This is a genomic window from Arthrobacter silviterrae, from assembly GCF_011045165.1.
In the GTDB taxonomy this organism is placed as follows: domain Bacteria; phylum Actinomycetota; class Actinomycetes; order Actinomycetales; family Micrococcaceae; genus Specibacter; species Specibacter silviterrae.
Window position 1 is genome coordinate 108,026 of sequence record NZ_JAAKZI010000005.1, and the last position, 14,888, is coordinate 122,913.

Consider the following 14,888-nt stretch of genomic DNA (forward strand, 5'->3'; position numbering starts at 1 on the left):
TGCACCGGAGCGTGATCCCACGCTGGGCGAACCGTTGTGCCGGCCCCTAGATTTACTTTCCATAGGTTTTTCAGTCTACATGAGCGCCTGCCCCGGCCCCCGGGGCGGCGGCGCGCCATTCAACTTTCCGTCGGGAGCCCCTGCCCGCCCAGGCCGTGGTAGCCGCGCTGGTGATATACCAGCGGCTCGCCCGGGGATTCCGGGGCAATGACCTCCACCACGGCGGCCGCCACCAGCAGTGAGGAACCCGCCGCGGTCCGGCTCAGGACCTTGCACCGCAGGGCGAAGCCGGCATGCATGAGCAAGGGCTCTCCCGTGTCCAGCCGTGTCCACACCATGGCGCCGGTGAAGCGTTCGGTGGTGGGGCTGGCAAAGGCTCGGGCCAGCCCGACGTCGGACGCCGTGAGCAGGTGGACCACCAGGGAATCCGCCACGGCGATGGCGGCGGCGGAGCCCTTCTGGGATGCCAGGGAAAAGGCCAGGATGGGCGGCTCCGCGGAAACGGAGGCCACCGAGGAGGCCGTGATGCCGACGGGCCCCGTGCCAATGTCGGCCGTAATGATGGACACCCCGGCCGGGTGCCCGCCGAAGGCTGCCTTGAAATTGGCGGCTGCCTGGCCGGAATCGGGGCAGGCTGCGGGCATTTCGGCTTGCGTGCTCATGGGGGCATGGTTCCTCTCGCGGCGGCCCGCCACGAAAAGGAGGGCCACAAGCAACACTAAAACCTCAACCATGGTAGAGGTCAAATCGCGTACGGGTGCCAGTGCCTAGTTTCGGCGGGAGAAATCGAAGGCCCGGGCGCCGGGCCCCTGCCCGGCCACCTTGTCATCCGGGTTCACAAAGCCGCATTCGGCCAGGGACAGGCAGCCGCAGCCAATGCAGCCGCCCAGGCTCCCGCGCAGCTTTTCAAGGGCCCTGATGCGCGCGTCCAGCTCGCCGCGCCAGTGTTCGGACAGCCGCTGCCAGTCGGCGCTGTCCGGCACGCCGTCGCTGGGCAGTTCCGCGAAGGATTCGGCCACCAGCGCCAGGGGGATGCCGGCACGCTGGGCCGCCCGGATGACGGCCACCCGCCGCAGCACCGAACGCCGGAAGCGGCGCTGGTTGCCCGCCGTGCGCGTGGAAAAGATCAGGCCCTGCCGCTCATAAAAATGCAGGGCGGACACGGTGGCGCCACTTCGTTCGGCCAGCTGTCCCACAGTCAATTGTTCCTCGGCGCTGTGCTGGGAACCGGCGCTGTGCTGCGTTCCGGCGCTGGCCATGGCTAGCGGGCTGCCGCCAGCTCGATGCCGGCCACGGCCTGGGCCAGCAGTTCAGTAATGCTGGCGGAAATGTCGATCACCACGGCGTTTTCATCCTTGCCCAGCGGTTCCAGGGTGGCCAGCTGGGAGGCCAGCAGGGCCGGCGGCATGAAGTGGCCGGAACGGCCCTCCAGCCGGGAGCCGAGCACTTCCAGAGAGCCGTCAAGGTGCAGGAAAATGGTGTCGGGTGCCTTCGCCCGGATGACATCGCGGTAGCTGCGCTTCAACGCCGAGCACGCAATGACAATGCCGGCCGCTTTGGTGTTGGCCAGTTCGTCGCCCACGATTTCCAGCCACGGCCAGCGGTCCGAGTCATCGAGCGGGATTCCGGCAGCCATCTTGTGGATGTTGGCGAGCGGGTGCAGGGAGTCCCCGTCCAGGAACGGGAAGCCCATGGCGTCGGCCACGAGGGCCCCGATGGTGCTCTTGCCGGAGCCGGAGACGCCCATGACAATAACGCGGGTGGCAGGCGTTCCTGCTGTGGTGTCCACTGGTGTATCCATACTCTCTTGTATACCAAAGCTTGCCCCGGGCGGCCCCATCGGCTTCGCTTCATTGCTTAGGCGCTTTGCCGCAGGGCGATGCCCTTCAGGCGCACGACGGCGTCGCGCACCAGGGCGTCCACGGGCGCCGATATGTCGATCACCACTGCGGGCTCGTCATCCCCCGGCGCTTCCAGGGCGGCAAGCTGCGAATCCAGCAGGGCGGCCGGCATGAAGTGGCCCGAACGCCCTTCGAGCCGGGTCTCCAAAACTTCCCGGGCGCCGTCCAGGTGCAGGAAAACAACATCTGGCGCCTCGGCAAGGATGGCTTCCCGGTAGCTGCGCTTGAGGGCAGAGCAGGCCACCACCAGGCCGTTGGCGGAGGAGGCCAGCTCCCGGCCGACGACGGCCAGCCAGGGTGCGCGGTCGGCGTCGTCCAGTGGAATGCCGGCGGCCATCTTGGCGATGTTTTCCAGCGGGTGCAGGGAATCCCCGTCCGTGAAAGGCAGGCCAAGCCCGGCCGCGACAAGGGCGCCGATGGTGCTCTTGCCGCAGCCGGACACCCCCATGACCACGATGCGGCGGGCCGGAAACGCTGCCCCGCCGTTCACCAGTCGTGGACCGTTCCGTCAATGAGCCGGTTGTAGGGCAGGTAGGCCTGCTGGTACGGGAATGCCGCTGCGGCTTCCTCGTTGAACTCGACGCCGATGCCGGGCTTCTCTCCCGGGTGCAGGTAGCCGTCCTTGAACGTCATCGACTGCTGGAACACTTCGTTCGTGGCGTCGGAGTGCTGCATGTACTCCTGGATGCCGTAGTTGTGGATGGCCAGGCCCACATGGAGCTGGGCGGCGAATCCGATGGGGGAAATGTCCGTGGGGCCGTGGAAGCCGGACTTGATCTGGTACTGCGCAGCGAAGTCCATGACCTTCTTCAGCGGCGAAATCCCGCCAAAGTGCGTCGAGGCGGCCCGCACGTAGTCGATCAGCTGTTCCTTGATGATGGTCTGGAAGTCGAACACCGTGTTGAACACCTCGCCGATGGCCAGAGGGGTGGTGGTGTGGGAACGGACCAGGCGCAGGGCCTCCTGGTTCTCGGCCGGGGTGCAGTCCTCCAGCCAGAACAGGTCGTACGGCTCCAGCGCCTTGCCCAGCTTCGCCGCCTGGATGGGGGTCATGCGGTGGTGGCCGTCGTGGAGCAGGGGCAGTTCGGGGCCGAATTCGTTGCGGACGGCCTCAAACACGGTGGGCAGGTGGCGCAGGTAGGCGCGGGTGTCCCAGTCCTCCTCCTGCGGGTACGTGCCCCGGCCAGCCGGCTCGTAGTCGTAGCGCTCCCCTGAGGCCTGCGCCTGGGCCGCCACCCCGTAAACGGCATTGATGCCAGGAATGGCGGTCTGGACCCGCACCGACTTGTAGCCCAGTTCCAGGTGTTCGCGGATGGAGTCAAACAGCTGCGGGATGTCGGTGCCGGAGGCGTGCCCGTAGGCGCGCAGGCCGTTGCGGGAGGCCCCGCCCAGCAGCTGGTACACCGGCAGCCCGGCAATCTTCCCCTTGATGTCCCACAACGCCATGTCGACGGCGGCGATGGCGGCCATGGTGACCGGGCCGCGGCGCCAGTAGGAACTGCGGTAGATGAACTGCCAGGTGTCCTCGATGCGGTGCGGGTCCCGGCCGATGAGCAGCTGCGCCACATGCTCCTTCAAATACGCGGCCACGGCCAGTTCGCGCCCGTTCAGCGTGGCGTCGCCAATGCCCGTCACCCCCTCATCCGTGGTGATTTTCAGGGTCACAAAATTGCGGCTGGGGCTGGTGACAAAAACTTCTGCGGAAACAATTTTCACGGCGGGGTTCCTTCCGGGAGGCGGTCAGGGGATGAAAAGACAAGGTACTTGGGCCTGTGCGGCCAGTTTAGGCCGGTCGCTGCACGGCCAATCCGTCTAATGCGGCAGCGACGGCGGCAGCGGCCGGGGCGTCCCCCGGCAGCCGGGCATCCAGGATGCCCAGGAGGGCGGGCAGGTCTTCCCCCGCCGGCAGGGACAGGGCTGCGCCAAGTTCGACGGCGGCCGAGTCGGCCAGGGTGCTGCCCGAGGCACGGGCCACGCGCAGGAATGCCACCCAGGCGGCGATCATGCGGGCCGCACCGGTGCCGGGCCGGCCGGCCGCGAGCTCTGCCTTCAGGACGGGCACTGCACGCATGCGCAGCTTGCTGGAGCCGTCCATGGCGATCTGGGCCAGGTGGTGGGCAATGCGGGCATTGCTGAAACGCTCCAGCAGCGCGGCCCGGTAGGCGGGGATGCCCAGGCCCTCGGCAGGCAGGTTGCGTTCGGCCTCGTCCCAAAACTCGGTGATCCAGCCGGCGCAGGCAGGATCGACCAGGGCCTGTGCCACCGTGGCGTGGCCGCGCAACTGGCCGGCGTACGCCATGAGCGAGTGGGCGCCGTTGAGCAGCCACAGCTTCCGGTTTTCAAAGTCCTCGATGGTGTCAACAAACACGGCGCCGGCGCTTGCCCAGTCCGGGCGCCCGGCGGGAAAGGCTCCGCAGAGCACCCAGTCGCTGAACGGCTCCGTCACCACGGGCGACGAGTCCACGTAGCCGCACTCAGCCTCCACCAGCGCCACGTCCGCCTCTGTGGTGCGCGGGGTGATCCGGTCCACCGAGGTGCCGACAAAGCTGACGTTCTCCGCGACCCAGGCTCCCAGCCCGGGATCGACGACGTCGGCCAGGCCAGCAATGGCGGCACGGGCGGCGGCAGCGTTGTTGGCCAGGTTGTCACAGGGGACGACGGCGATGGGCCCGGCACCGGTGCTGCGGCGGGCCGCGAGTGCCTGGACCAGGCGGCCGGCCGGCGTGGCAGCGGCGGGCGGGCGGTCGCCGTCGTCGTTGGCAGTTCCGGCGGCACCCGGGGCGGTGGCCTGTCGGAGCAGGTCAATGTCAGCCTGGACCGCAGGGCTGGCGAAGTCCAGGGTGCCGTCGGCCCCCAGGTGGTATGCGGCCTCGGTGATGGTCAGCGTCACAATGGCCGTGGCCGGCGCGGCAACGAGCCGGGCCAGCGCGGCAACGTCGGCGCCGTCGTGCGCTTCCACGATGGCGGACATCAGCTCAAACCGGTCCCCGCCCTCGCCGCGCTCGATAAGCGTGTACAGGCCGTCCTGGCCGGCCAGTGCAGTGGCGGCATCGGGACGCCGGCCTGTGAAGGCGGCGATCCCCCATTCCGCGCCGTCGCTGGCGTGCTGGGTGTACCAGGCCTGGTGGGCCCGGTGGAAGGCGCCCAAGCCCAGGTGGACAATGCGCACGGGGGCCGCGGGGGCAGCTTGTGCGGTGCTTCGATTCAACGGTTCGATCACAGCTTGAACGCCCTCCGAGGTGCGGCGTCGACAATGTCCACGATGATCTCCTGGGCGCGGGCCTCGCTGACGCGGCGCTCGGCGACCAGGCGCGCCAGGAAGCTCGCCTCAATGCGGCGCGAGGTGTTGTGGCGGGCAGGGATGGAGCAAAACGCGCGGGTGTCGTCAATGAAACCGGAGGAACGGGAGAAGCCGGCTGTTTCGGTGACGGCGGCACGGAAGCGCAGCATGGCGTCCGGCGCGTCCAGGAACCACCACGGGGCGCCAATGAATACGGACGGGTAGAACCCGGCCAGCGGCGCAATTTCACGGGAAAAGACAGTTTCGTCAATGGTGAACGGGATGAAGTGGAAGCCGGGTGCCGTGCCGAAGTCCTCCAGCATGGGGCGCAGGGCCTCGGTGTAGCTGACGGCGAACGGGATGTCGTGGCCGGTGTCCGCCCCGAAGGTGTTGAAGGATGCGGTGTGGTGGTTGCGGAACACTCCGGGGTGGATGGTCATGACCAGTCCGTCCGCCACGGACATGCGGGCCATCTGGTACGTCATGTGGGCCTCGAACACATCGGCGTCCTGGGCGGTGGCCTCGCCGCGGCGGGCCTTGTCGAAGAGGGCAGCGGCAGTGCCGGCTTCGAGTCGGAGCGTCTGTGCCGTGCGGACGCCGTGGTCTGCGGAGACGGCGCCATGCTCCACGAAGTACTGGCGGCGGTTTTCCAGGGCGCGGAGGTAGCCCTCGTAGCCGCCGATGCCGTCGCCGGCCGTGTCAATGAGCCTTTCAACCCGCTCCGCCCACCCGGCTGCGGCGAACTTGATGTAGGCATCGGGGCGGAAGGTGGGCAGCACCCGGCCGGCGAAGGTGGGGTCCTCGGCAATCGCCTTGTGGGCGGCCAGCTCGTCGAGGGGATCGTCAGTGGTCGCCAGCACCTCGATGTTGAATTCCTTGAACAGCTGGCGCGGGCGGAATGCCGGGCTCTTGAGCTTGGCGTCGAGTTCGTCAAACAGCGCGTCGGCATTTTCCTCGCTGACCTCCCTGGACAGGCCAAAGACGTGCTCAAAGGAGTCGCGCATCCAGTAGCCGGAAGCTGTGCCGTCAAAGAGCGGCCACGCCTTGGCGAACTCGCGCCACGTTTCGCGGGGTTCCACGGCCGTGGTGCCGCCCACCCGCAGGCGCTCCAGCGGAACGCCGCTGGCGTGGATCAGGCGGGTCACGTAGTGGTCCGGGCTGACCAGCAGAGTTGCGGGGTCCGGAAACGGGGTGTCCTGTTCCAGCATGGCCGCATCCACGTGCCCGTGCGGGGAGATGATGGGCAGGCCCTCAACCCGTGCCAGCAGTTCGCGGGCGATGCTGCGGGTGCCGGGATCGGCGGGCAGCAGCCGGTCCGGATCCGCAGCCGGAGACGGCCGCGCACCCGCCTGGACGTCGGCTGCGGCGTCCGCCGGGGACAGGGTGCGCGTGGCGATGGGCGAGAGGAAGTGTGACATAGCTCAATAATCCTTCGTTCCCATCAACGTTGTCAACCGGTTGCCAAAAGATTGCCATTCAATCCCGAGGCCGCCCAGTCGAAAGAGATTTTGTGGCTGTCGTACAGTGATTTCATACTGGGACGGTCCACCTCCACCATGTAGTCGCCGTCGTAGTTCGCCGGCATGGTGGCGAGGATGCCCGGCAGGTCCAGGACGCCCAGGCCCGGCTCGGCCCACATCCGCCCGGTTCCGGTAACCTCGAAGTAGGCCATGCCCGCCCGGGAGGCCGGCTCCAGGTAGTCGGGGAAAACGTCCTTGATGTGGATCCCGCCAACCCTGTCGGCATAGCGGGCGATCATGGCCGCAGGGTCCATCCCCGCCCAGCGCAGGTGGCCCGTGTCCGGGCCGAATCCGATGGTGTCCGGCCCCAGCGTGTCCAGCAGGGAGGTGATCTCGTGTTCGGTCTCAAAGACGCCTCCCACGTGCGGGTGCAGGAGCGGGCGCAGCCCTTCCGACTGGAGGACTTCGCAGCTGCGCCCCACGTTCTCGATGGCCGCCGCAAGACGGCCCGCATTGAAATCCGCGCCGACGGCGGGTTCGGCGCGGCGGGCGGGCAGTTCAACCGATGAGACCATGGTGCGGTCCAGCCCCAGTTCCGCCTGGACGCCAGAGAAGCGCCGGGCCCTTTCCAATTCGGCCTTCATGTCGACGGTTTCATCGAAGGCTGAGTTGAACAGGCTCAGGGACGGGGCCAGGCCAAAGCCGGCAATCCAGGCACGGTAGGCGCCAGCCGTCATCCCTTCGGGCACGTCTGCCTTGACGGCGGTGAAGCCGATGCCGGCCAGTTCCTCAAAGGCCCGTCCCAGCACCTCCGGCGTCTTTCCGTCCCTCGCCCAGTAGGCGATGGGGTTCACGGCAAGCCGGGGCCGGCGCGGGGTGTCCGGGTTCATGGTGTCCTTCCCTGGGGGCATCTTGGGGCATCGGGTTTCTCAGGCGAGGCGCACGGGCAGCCCGGTGCGGGCGGATTCATACGCGCCCGTGATGACGCTGAGCGAAAGGCGGTTCTCCTCGAGCCCCACGCGCGGGGGCCTGCCGTCCCGGACGGCGGCCAGGAAATCGAGGTATTGGCGGACATGGGCGTCGGAGAGTTCGGCCGGATCGGAACCGGCGGACGGGGCTCCCCCAAGGCCCGGGCCGTAGTGCTCCAGCTGGTTGCCGGCACCTGCCCCGCCATAGAATATTTCCTCCGGCGCCTGGCCGGCTGGGGTGGTGTGGATGTAGCTGAGCTGGTCGTTGTCAATGACGGCCGAGCCGCGGTCGCCGTGGACCTGCAGCCGGGCGCTCAGGCCTGGAAAGGCGGCAGTGGAGGCGTGCAGCATACCCAGCGCGCCGCCGTCGAACTTCACCACGCCAACGGCGACGTCCTCCACGTCGATCCGTTCGTGGGCCGTGCGGGCGGTGTAGGCAAACACCTCCACGGGGGTGCCGAGGGCCGCGACCAGCAGGTCAACGGTGTGCACGCCCTGGTTCATGAGCGCCCCTCCCCCGTCCAGCTCCCAGGTGCCGCGCCAGTCCCCGGAGTCGTAGTAGCTTTGGCCCCGCCACCAGTCGATCGAGGCAATGCCCGATGTCAGCCTGCCCAGGCCGCCGTTGCGGAGCGCCTCCAGGACGATCTCCGTGGACGGGTCGAAGCGGTGCTGCGAAATGACGGTGACCGTCCTGCCGGCAGCGTCGCGGGCCGCAATGATCGCGTCCACTTTTTCCGGCGTGATTTCCGCCGGCTTTTCAATCACCACGTGCCGCCCGGCCAGCAGGGCCTCGATGGCCACCTCGCCGTGGACGCCCGTGGGGGTGCACACGGCCACCGCGTCGATGGGGTGCGCGGCCAGGGCCGCACCCAGGGAACTGTACGCGGGAACCCCGTACTGCCGGGCCAGGGCCCCGGCCTTGGCCAGGTTGAGGTCGACGACGGCGGCCAGCACGGCCTCCCTGCCCAGCCCGGAAATGACGGCTGCGTGGCGGGTGCCGATCATGCCCGCACCGACGACCACAAAGCGCAGTTTGGCGGCCTTGTCCCTGCTGCCCGGGTTATCCATGGATGGCGTCCTTTGACGTGTGGCGGCCCTGGACTCCGGCAAGCCAGGAATGCAGTTCGCGGGCGTCCCGGAGCAGCTGCTGCGGGGTGTCCTCGGCAACAAATTCCAGCATGAGGTCAATTTCCTGGGCACCGCCGTGCGACAGGGCGTCCAGGCGCCCGCGCCAGGCAGCGGAAAGCTCCCCCAACGGCAACCGGCTGCCGTCTGACTGCCACGAAAAGACGTGGAGTGCGTCCACCTGGCCCTTGAGCAGTTCCAGTTCCGCGAGGGCCGGGGCATCTGCGATGCCCGGGCGTGGCTGCCAGTAGCTCCGCACGGGCTGCCCCTCAACCTCCCTGGCCGCGGCGATGTCCGACAGCAGGGCGAGCGTTGATTCCGCCGTGTCGGTCAGCGTGTTGCGGTGGAATTCCAGGTGGAGCGCGATCCCCCGGGCTGCCGCGTGGTCTGCCGCCGAAGCAATGCACAGGGCAATGCGGATGCGGTCGGCGTCGCTGGTTTCGGCGGAACCCGTGCTGCCTGCCCAGACGCGGATTCGCGGGGCGCCCAGGCGCGAGGCGGTGGCGGCAATTGAGTCAATGGGGGTGCCGTCCGCCCGCCAGTACGAGCCATAGCCCTCGATCCCGATCCCGGCTGCGGCACACAGTTCCCGGGCCCGGTCCGCCTGGCTGTCATCGCCCGGCACAACGTGGACATCGCCGCTCCAGGAGATCTTTCCCAGCCCGGCATCGGCGGCCAGCTGCACGATGTCTTCCAAGGACAGCTTCCTGAAGGTTACGGACATGAGCCCGGTGTTAAAAACGGTCATCACTTCTCTTCTGTGGGGTGGTTCGTTCAGTACGGGATGAATCAATCACGCCGTGGCGGCACCCGGCCCGGGAGCCTGCCGGGGTGAGGGACCCGTTGAGCCCCGCAGCACCAGTTCGGTCCGCAGCACCGGAAGCCTGTGGGGTCCCGGACCCTTGTCCAGTTCCTCCAGAACGTAGCCCAGTGCGGTGGTCCCCAACTCATGCAGCGGGGACTTGATGGTGGAAAGCGGGGGCGTGGTGAAGTCGGAGCCAAAGATGTTGTCAAAGCCAAGGATGCTGAATTCGTCGGGAATGTTGACGCCGGCCGCCTGCAGCTCCCGCATGAGCCCAATCGCCATCAGGTCGTTGTAGCAAAAGACAGCGGTGGCAAAGCCTTCCCGGACAGCAGCCGCCGCCCGCCTGCCGCCGTCCACGGTGGGCACGCCGGAGGCCACCACGGTGGCGGACAGGCCCGACCAGTCGCTGCGGGCCTTGATGGTCTCCCACCGGCGCTGGGACATCCAGGACCGCTCGGGCCCCGCCACATAGGCAATGTGGCGGTGGCCCATCGCCGCCAGGTGGCGAAGGGCGTCGGCCACGCCCGCTTCGGTGTCGGCCACCACCGAGCCGACGCCGTCCACGGTCCGGTTGATGACCACCACGGGCTTCTGCGACGCCAGTTGCGAGATGTCGGCGTCGGACAGCCGCGGGCTGGCCAGGATCAGGCCGTCCACTGTGGCGAGCATGCGCCGTGCGGCCGTCAGCTCAAGTTCCGCCGATTCGGTGGATTCTGCGAGCATCAAGGTGTAGTCGCGGGCGGAGGCGGCCGTGCCGGCACCGCGGATGATGTCAAAGTAGGCGGGATTGGTGATGTCGGAGACGATCAGGCCAATGGTGCGGGTGCGCCCCGTGGGGAGTGCCCGGGCAAAGGCGTTGACCTGGTAGTTCAGTTTCCGCGCGGCATCCTCGATCCTGGTTTGGGTCTTGGCACTGACCCGGCCGGGGGTGCTGAGGGCACGCGATACCGTGGAAGGATTGACGCCTGCCAGCTCGGCGATGTCGTAGATCGTGGGCGCCTGTTTTCCACCCGCCATCCGCCTGGTGCTGCGGGGGCGCGGTGCCTGCATGCCGGTGCTCTCGCTCATGGGATCCTTCGCATTAGTCGCTCACTACATACCGTAACCCGGATCACGCCATGGCGAGCAGTACATCCTCGGTGATGGCGTACGCGGGCCGCTCGCCCCGGGCCAGGCGTTCCACCTCGTTGACGGCCAGCCCGCCCATGCGCGTCAGCTCGTTGCCGACGGACCCGGCAATGTGGGGCGTCAGTATGACGTTGGGGAGGTCGTACAGCGCATCCCCGTCGGGGAGCGGCTCCGGGGACGTCACGTCCAGGACCGCGTTGATCCGGCCGTCCAGCAATTCCGCGCGGAGCGCATCGTGGTCAACCAGGACGCCGCGGGCGGTGTTGATGAACGTGGCCCCGTCCTGCAGCCGCGCCAATTCCGCGGCACCAACCATGCCGACTGTCGAGGGCAGTAGGGGTGCATGCAGGGAAACAACCCGGCTGCGCTCCATGAGTTCTCCCAGTGGCACCAGTTCCACGCCCAGTTCCTGCGCTTCGGCGGAAGTCAGCGTCGGATCGGACAGCAGGACGTCGAGGGAAAACGGCTTGAGCAGGTCAATGACCAGCCTGCCAATGCGTGAGGCGCCGATGATGCCCACGGTCCCCGAAGCATTCCCGTAGCCGGTTGCCAGCACGTCCTTGCGATACGTTGACCGGTGGGTGTGCTGCTTGTGGTGCTCCGCCACGGCGTTCTTGCCTGCCAGCAGGATGAAGGCAAGCGTGTACTCGGCTACGGGAACCGCGTTGCCTTGTGCCGCCGTCGTAACCCTGATCCCCCGGTTCCAGCACTCCAGCGAAACATGGCCCTTGACTGAGCCGGCCGCATGGGCGATCAGTTCCAGGCCCGGGCCGGCCGCAAGTGCCGCATCGTCAATAACGGGGCAGCCCCAGCCGGTAATGAGGGCCGTGGTCCGCCCCAGCACCTTCCTGGCATGGTCGGATTCGAATTCGGTCAGGACATCCTCGTGGACCACGTCGGCAACCCTGGCCAGGCGCTGCATGGCCGGTGCGTCAAAAAGCCTGTCCCTGAGCTCGTTGGATTTCATGGCGAAGGCCACCTGCGGCCGCGCCCTGGCGTGTTCTGCACTCATGGCGTCAGCCCTTCAGTCCGGAGTTGGCCATGCCTTCAACGAAGCGCTTTTGCGCGAAGACGAAGAGCACGATCATGGGCAGTGCTGCCAGTGCGGTGCCGGCCATCAGGTACGGCCACTGCACGTTCATGGGGTTTTGGGAGAAGATGGCCAGGCCCAGCTGGAGGGGCCTGATCTCATCAGTGTTGGTGATCATCAGCGGCCACAGGAAGGCATTCCAGGCAGCCTCGATTTGGAAGACGACGATGGTGATCAGGGCAGGCTTGATGAGAGGGGTCATGATGCGGGTGAATATCCCAAATTCGCCCACCCCGTCCATGCGCGCGGCATCGGCCAGCTCGGACGGCAGGGAAACGTAGAACTGCCGCGACAGGAAGGTGTACATGGGTCCCGCCGCGAGCGGAATGATCAGCCCCCACCAGGAGTTGAGCCAGCCCGTGCCGCCCATGCCGAAGATGTCATTGCCGCCGAATAGCGGAATGCCCTTCACAATGAGGAACAAGGGAACCAGGATGATCTGGAACGGAATCATGAGCAGCACAATGAAGTAGTTCAGCAGGTACTTTGAGCCGCGGATGGGAAGCTTGGCCAGCGCGTAGCCGGCCATGGTGCACAGCACCAGCGTGACGGCGGTTTCGCCCACGGCAATAAAAAGGCTGTTGCGGAAGTAGTTCAGGAACGGCGCAATCGACATGGCCTCGACAAAGTTTCCCCAGAGAAAGTCCTTGGGCAGCCAGGTGAAGGTGGCCACCTCGTTCGGCGCCTTCAGCGCCGTCAGGATCATCCAGATGAATGGTGCCAGCATGAGGACCGATCCGAAGCTGAGGATGCCGTAGAGCAGTCCGCGTCCCACACGGGTTTTAGTTGTGTTATTCACTCTTATCCGATCCTTGGAGCTTGCGGCCCACGTAGATGAAGACACTGATCAACAGGATCATGATGACCGTCTCGGCGGAGGCGTATCCCAGTCGCAAGCTTTGGAAGGCGTTGTTGTAGATGTCCAGCACCAGCACGTTGGTGGCGATGCCCGGTCCGCCCTGCGTCATGACGTAGACCAGGTCGAACACCTGGAAGGTGCTCACGATCGCGGTGACGAGGACGAAGAACTGCGCCGGCGCAAGGGCCGGCCACTTGACGTGGCGGAAAATCTGCCAGCTGTTGGCGCCGTCCAGGTCGGCAGCTTCGATAAGCTCCCGGGAAACACCCTGGAGGGCGGCCAAATAAATGATCATCTTGGCGCCCAGGCCCTGCCAGACCCCCACCACCATGACGGAACCCAGTGCCATGTCGGGGTTGGTCAGCCAGCCCTGCGGGCCAATGCCGAACAGGCTCAGGATGCCGTTGCCCAGCCCGGATCCGGGGTTGTACATCCACAGCCAGACCGAGGCAACGGCCACTGTGGCCGTGACTGTGGGGATGTAAAAGGCGGTGCGGAAGAAGGAAAGGCCGCGGATCTTTTGGTTCAGGCCCAGGGCAATCAACAGTGCCAGGCCCATGGAAATCGGAACGACGACGACGGCGTAGACCACAGTGTTGATGAAGGCGGTCTTGAAGTTTTGGTCGCCCATGAGTTCAACAAAGTTGGCGAAGCCCACCCACTGCCACTCGCCGGTGAAGCTGTAGTCCGTCATGCTCAAAACGATGGCGGCCACGGTGGGGATGGAGATGAAGATGGTGGAGTGCAGCAGGGCAGGTGTGAGGAGGAACCAGCCGGCCCTGGTTTGCTTGCGTGTCAGCGATTTCCGCTTGGCGGGGCGGCCCGCCCCGGCCGGCTTTCCCACAGTGGGGGAAAGCCGGGCGGGGGCGCCGCCGCCGAGCGGCTTGGAGGTGGTGAGCTCACTCATTTCGACTGCGCGGCCAAACTGGTCAGGACTTCCTCGGCGGAGCGCTTGCCCAGCAGTGCCTCGTCGAAGCCGGAGTTGAAGGAGTTGCGCACCTCGAGCCAGTTGGCGGCTCCGCCTTCAAACACGGCGTGGTTGAGGTTTTCGGAGACGAACTTGCTCAGCGGGTTGGACTGGGCCTGTTCCTGGGCGGCAGGCGAGTTGGATGCGGGGATCTTCTGGTTCAGCTTGGCCTGGGCATTGGACGCTTCCGGGGTGGACAGGGCCTGGATAAAGGCCCAGGCTGCGTCCGTGTGCTTCGTTGTGGCGCCAATGGCTGCGATGTCGCCGCCGACAAACTCGGACTTTGCGCCGTCGTCGAGCAGGAAGTAGGACAGGTCGTCACAGTTCTTTTGCCCGATGCCCTTGTCGCTGCAGTCCACGGCGCCCTTGACAAAGCCCATGGCTGCCTCATTGGTGAGAACCAGGGGCTTCTGGGCTGCATTCTGGTAGCCAAAGGGTTCCACATTGTTGACCATGGACTTCATCCAGTTCAGCGTGGAGATGCCCTTTTCATTGTTGAAGTTGGGCTTGCCATCCTTGTAGAGCGGGGTGCCGGCGGAACCGAGGAAGGTGATGTAGGCCTGGCGGTAGGCGCCGGCCGCGGCATTGAAGTCGAAGCCGGGACGGGTGATCTTGCCGGAGGCGTCGCGCTTGGTCAGTTTCTCCGCGGCGGCCTTCAGCTCGGCCATGGTGGTCGGCGGCTTGTTGGGGTCCAGGCCGGCCTCAACAAAGGCGCTCTTGCGCAGGGCCACTGCCCTGGCGTCGGCAATCATGGGGTAGCCGTACACCTTGCCGTTGTAGGTCACGGTCGGAACCAGTGCCTCCACGGTGTCCTTGGTGATGGTGTCGGTGGTGACTCCCACGGCTCCCAGGTCCTTGAAAACCTTCTTGGCGGCAAACGGCTGGATCCAGCCAACGCCTGTCACCAGGACGTCATAGCCCTGGCCGCTGGCGATCGAGGTGGAAATCTTCTCGTTCATGTTGTTGTACGTGACAAAGTCAGGCTCAACGGTCATCTTCGGGTACTTCTTGTTGAACGCGTCAACAACCTTCTGGAACTCCGCCTTGCCGTCGTTGGACAAGGGGTAGGTGGGGATCATAACCCGGATGGTGCCTGTGGCCGTGGCCGGATCGTCCTTGGCTCCGGCCGGTGAACTGCCCGTCCCCCCGGAGCCGCAGGCCCCGAGCGTCAGTGCCAGTCCTGCCGTCAATGCAAGGGTCTTCAAGAACCGCTTCTTCACTGCTGTCTCCTTTGACTGTGGTGCTTCGCCGTGATTGTTGGTGCTGCGGGAATGGCCCGCCCAATTGTGATGCACTGCACGTTGG

At 66.4% G+C, this 14,888-nt stretch carries 15 protein-coding genes; all 15 read right to left on the bottom strand.

The genetic code is table 11. From position 1 onward, the window contains the following. Positions 1–119 precede the first annotated feature (119 nt). The 15 genes from G6N77_RS04815 to G6N77_RS04885 all read right to left on the bottom strand — a co-directional run bounded on the left by G6N77_RS04815 (position 120) and on the right by G6N77_RS04885 (position 14,803). On the bottom strand, positions 120–662 hold the full coding sequence (locus tag G6N77_RS04815) for a flavin reductase family protein (protein WP_240901685.1): 543 nt from the start codon (positions 660–662) through the stop codon (positions 120–122). Between the two features lie 105 nt (positions 663–767). Next, positions 768–1,259: a redox-sensitive transcriptional activator SoxR gene (gene soxR, locus G6N77_RS04820; protein ID WP_165180886.1), complete on the bottom strand. Its 492-nt coding sequence runs from the start codon at positions 1,257–1,259 to the stop codon at positions 768–770. Between the two features lie 2 nt (positions 1,260–1,261). Further along, positions 1,262–1,789 (bottom strand): gluconokinase, encoded by a 528-nt coding sequence (locus G6N77_RS04825; protein WP_262455189.1) that lies wholly within the window; start codon positions 1,787–1,789, stop codon positions 1,262–1,264. Positions 1,790–1,857: 68 nt separating this feature from the next. Then, positions 1,858–2,391 carry a gluconokinase gene (locus tag G6N77_RS04830; protein WP_306987005.1) on the bottom strand — a complete coding sequence of 178 codons (534 nt, stop codon included), beginning with the start codon at positions 2,389–2,391 and terminating at the stop codon, positions 1,858–1,860. Beyond that, a complete protein-coding gene (manD, locus tag G6N77_RS04835) occupies positions 2,388–3,617 on the bottom strand; it encodes a D-mannonate dehydratase ManD (RefSeq protein ID WP_165180888.1) in 1,230 nt (409 codons plus the stop codon). The genes G6N77_RS04830 and manD overlap by 4 nt, the downstream gene beginning before the upstream one ends. 67 nt (positions 3,618–3,684) lie before the next feature. Continuing rightward, on the bottom strand, positions 3,685–5,121 hold the full coding sequence (locus G6N77_RS04840) for a mannitol dehydrogenase family protein (protein ID WP_165180889.1): 1,437 nt from the start codon (positions 5,119–5,121) through the stop codon (positions 3,685–3,687). Then, entirely contained in the window at positions 5,118–6,599 is a 1,482-nt protein-coding gene (gene uxaC, locus G6N77_RS04845; protein WP_165180890.1) for a glucuronate isomerase, read from the bottom strand. Before uxaC ends, G6N77_RS04840 begins: the two co-directional genes overlap by 4 nt. A 32-nt stretch (positions 6,600–6,631) precedes the next feature. Continuing rightward, positions 6,632–7,531 carry a sugar phosphate isomerase/epimerase family protein gene (locus tag G6N77_RS04850; protein ID WP_165180891.1) on the bottom strand — a complete coding sequence of 300 codons (900 nt, stop codon included), beginning with the start codon at positions 7,529–7,531 and terminating at the stop codon, positions 6,632–6,634. A gap of 39 nt (positions 7,532–7,570) precedes the next feature. Then, positions 7,571–8,677: a Gfo/Idh/MocA family protein gene (locus G6N77_RS04855; protein WP_165180892.1), complete on the bottom strand. Its 1,107-nt coding sequence runs from the start codon at positions 8,675–8,677 to the stop codon at positions 7,571–7,573. Next, positions 8,670–9,482 carry a sugar phosphate isomerase/epimerase family protein gene (locus G6N77_RS04860; RefSeq protein ID WP_165180893.1) on the bottom strand — a complete coding sequence of 271 codons (813 nt, stop codon included), beginning with the start codon at positions 9,480–9,482 and terminating at the stop codon, positions 8,670–8,672. The genes G6N77_RS04855 and G6N77_RS04860 overlap by 8 nt, the downstream gene beginning before the upstream one ends. 45 nt (positions 9,483–9,527) lie before the next feature. Next, the gene (locus G6N77_RS04865) at positions 9,528–10,607 is read right to left on the bottom strand and encodes a LacI family DNA-binding transcriptional regulator (RefSeq protein ID WP_165180894.1); all 1,080 of its coding nucleotides are present in this window, start codon (positions 10,605–10,607) and stop codon (positions 9,528–9,530) included. A gap of 43 nt (positions 10,608–10,650) precedes the next feature. Then, positions 10,651–11,679, bottom strand: coding sequence for a hydroxyacid dehydrogenase (locus tag G6N77_RS04870; RefSeq protein ID WP_165180895.1), 1,029 nt, complete (start codon positions 11,677–11,679; stop codon positions 10,651–10,653). 4 nt (positions 11,680–11,683) lie between these two features. Further along, complete coding sequence (locus G6N77_RS04875) at positions 11,684–12,556, bottom strand: carbohydrate ABC transporter permease (protein ID WP_205677994.1); 873 nt, start codon at positions 12,554–12,556, stop codon at positions 11,684–11,686. Further along, positions 12,549–13,523, bottom strand: coding sequence for a carbohydrate ABC transporter permease (locus G6N77_RS04880; protein ID WP_165180896.1), 975 nt, complete (start codon positions 13,521–13,523; stop codon positions 12,549–12,551). The genes G6N77_RS04875 and G6N77_RS04880 overlap by 8 nt, the downstream gene beginning before the upstream one ends. Next, complete coding sequence (locus tag G6N77_RS04885) at positions 13,520–14,803, bottom strand: extracellular solute-binding protein (protein WP_205677995.1); 1,284 nt, start codon at positions 14,801–14,803, stop codon at positions 13,520–13,522. The genes G6N77_RS04880 and G6N77_RS04885 overlap by 4 nt, the downstream gene beginning before the upstream one ends. Positions 14,804–14,888: the final 85 nt, after the last annotated feature.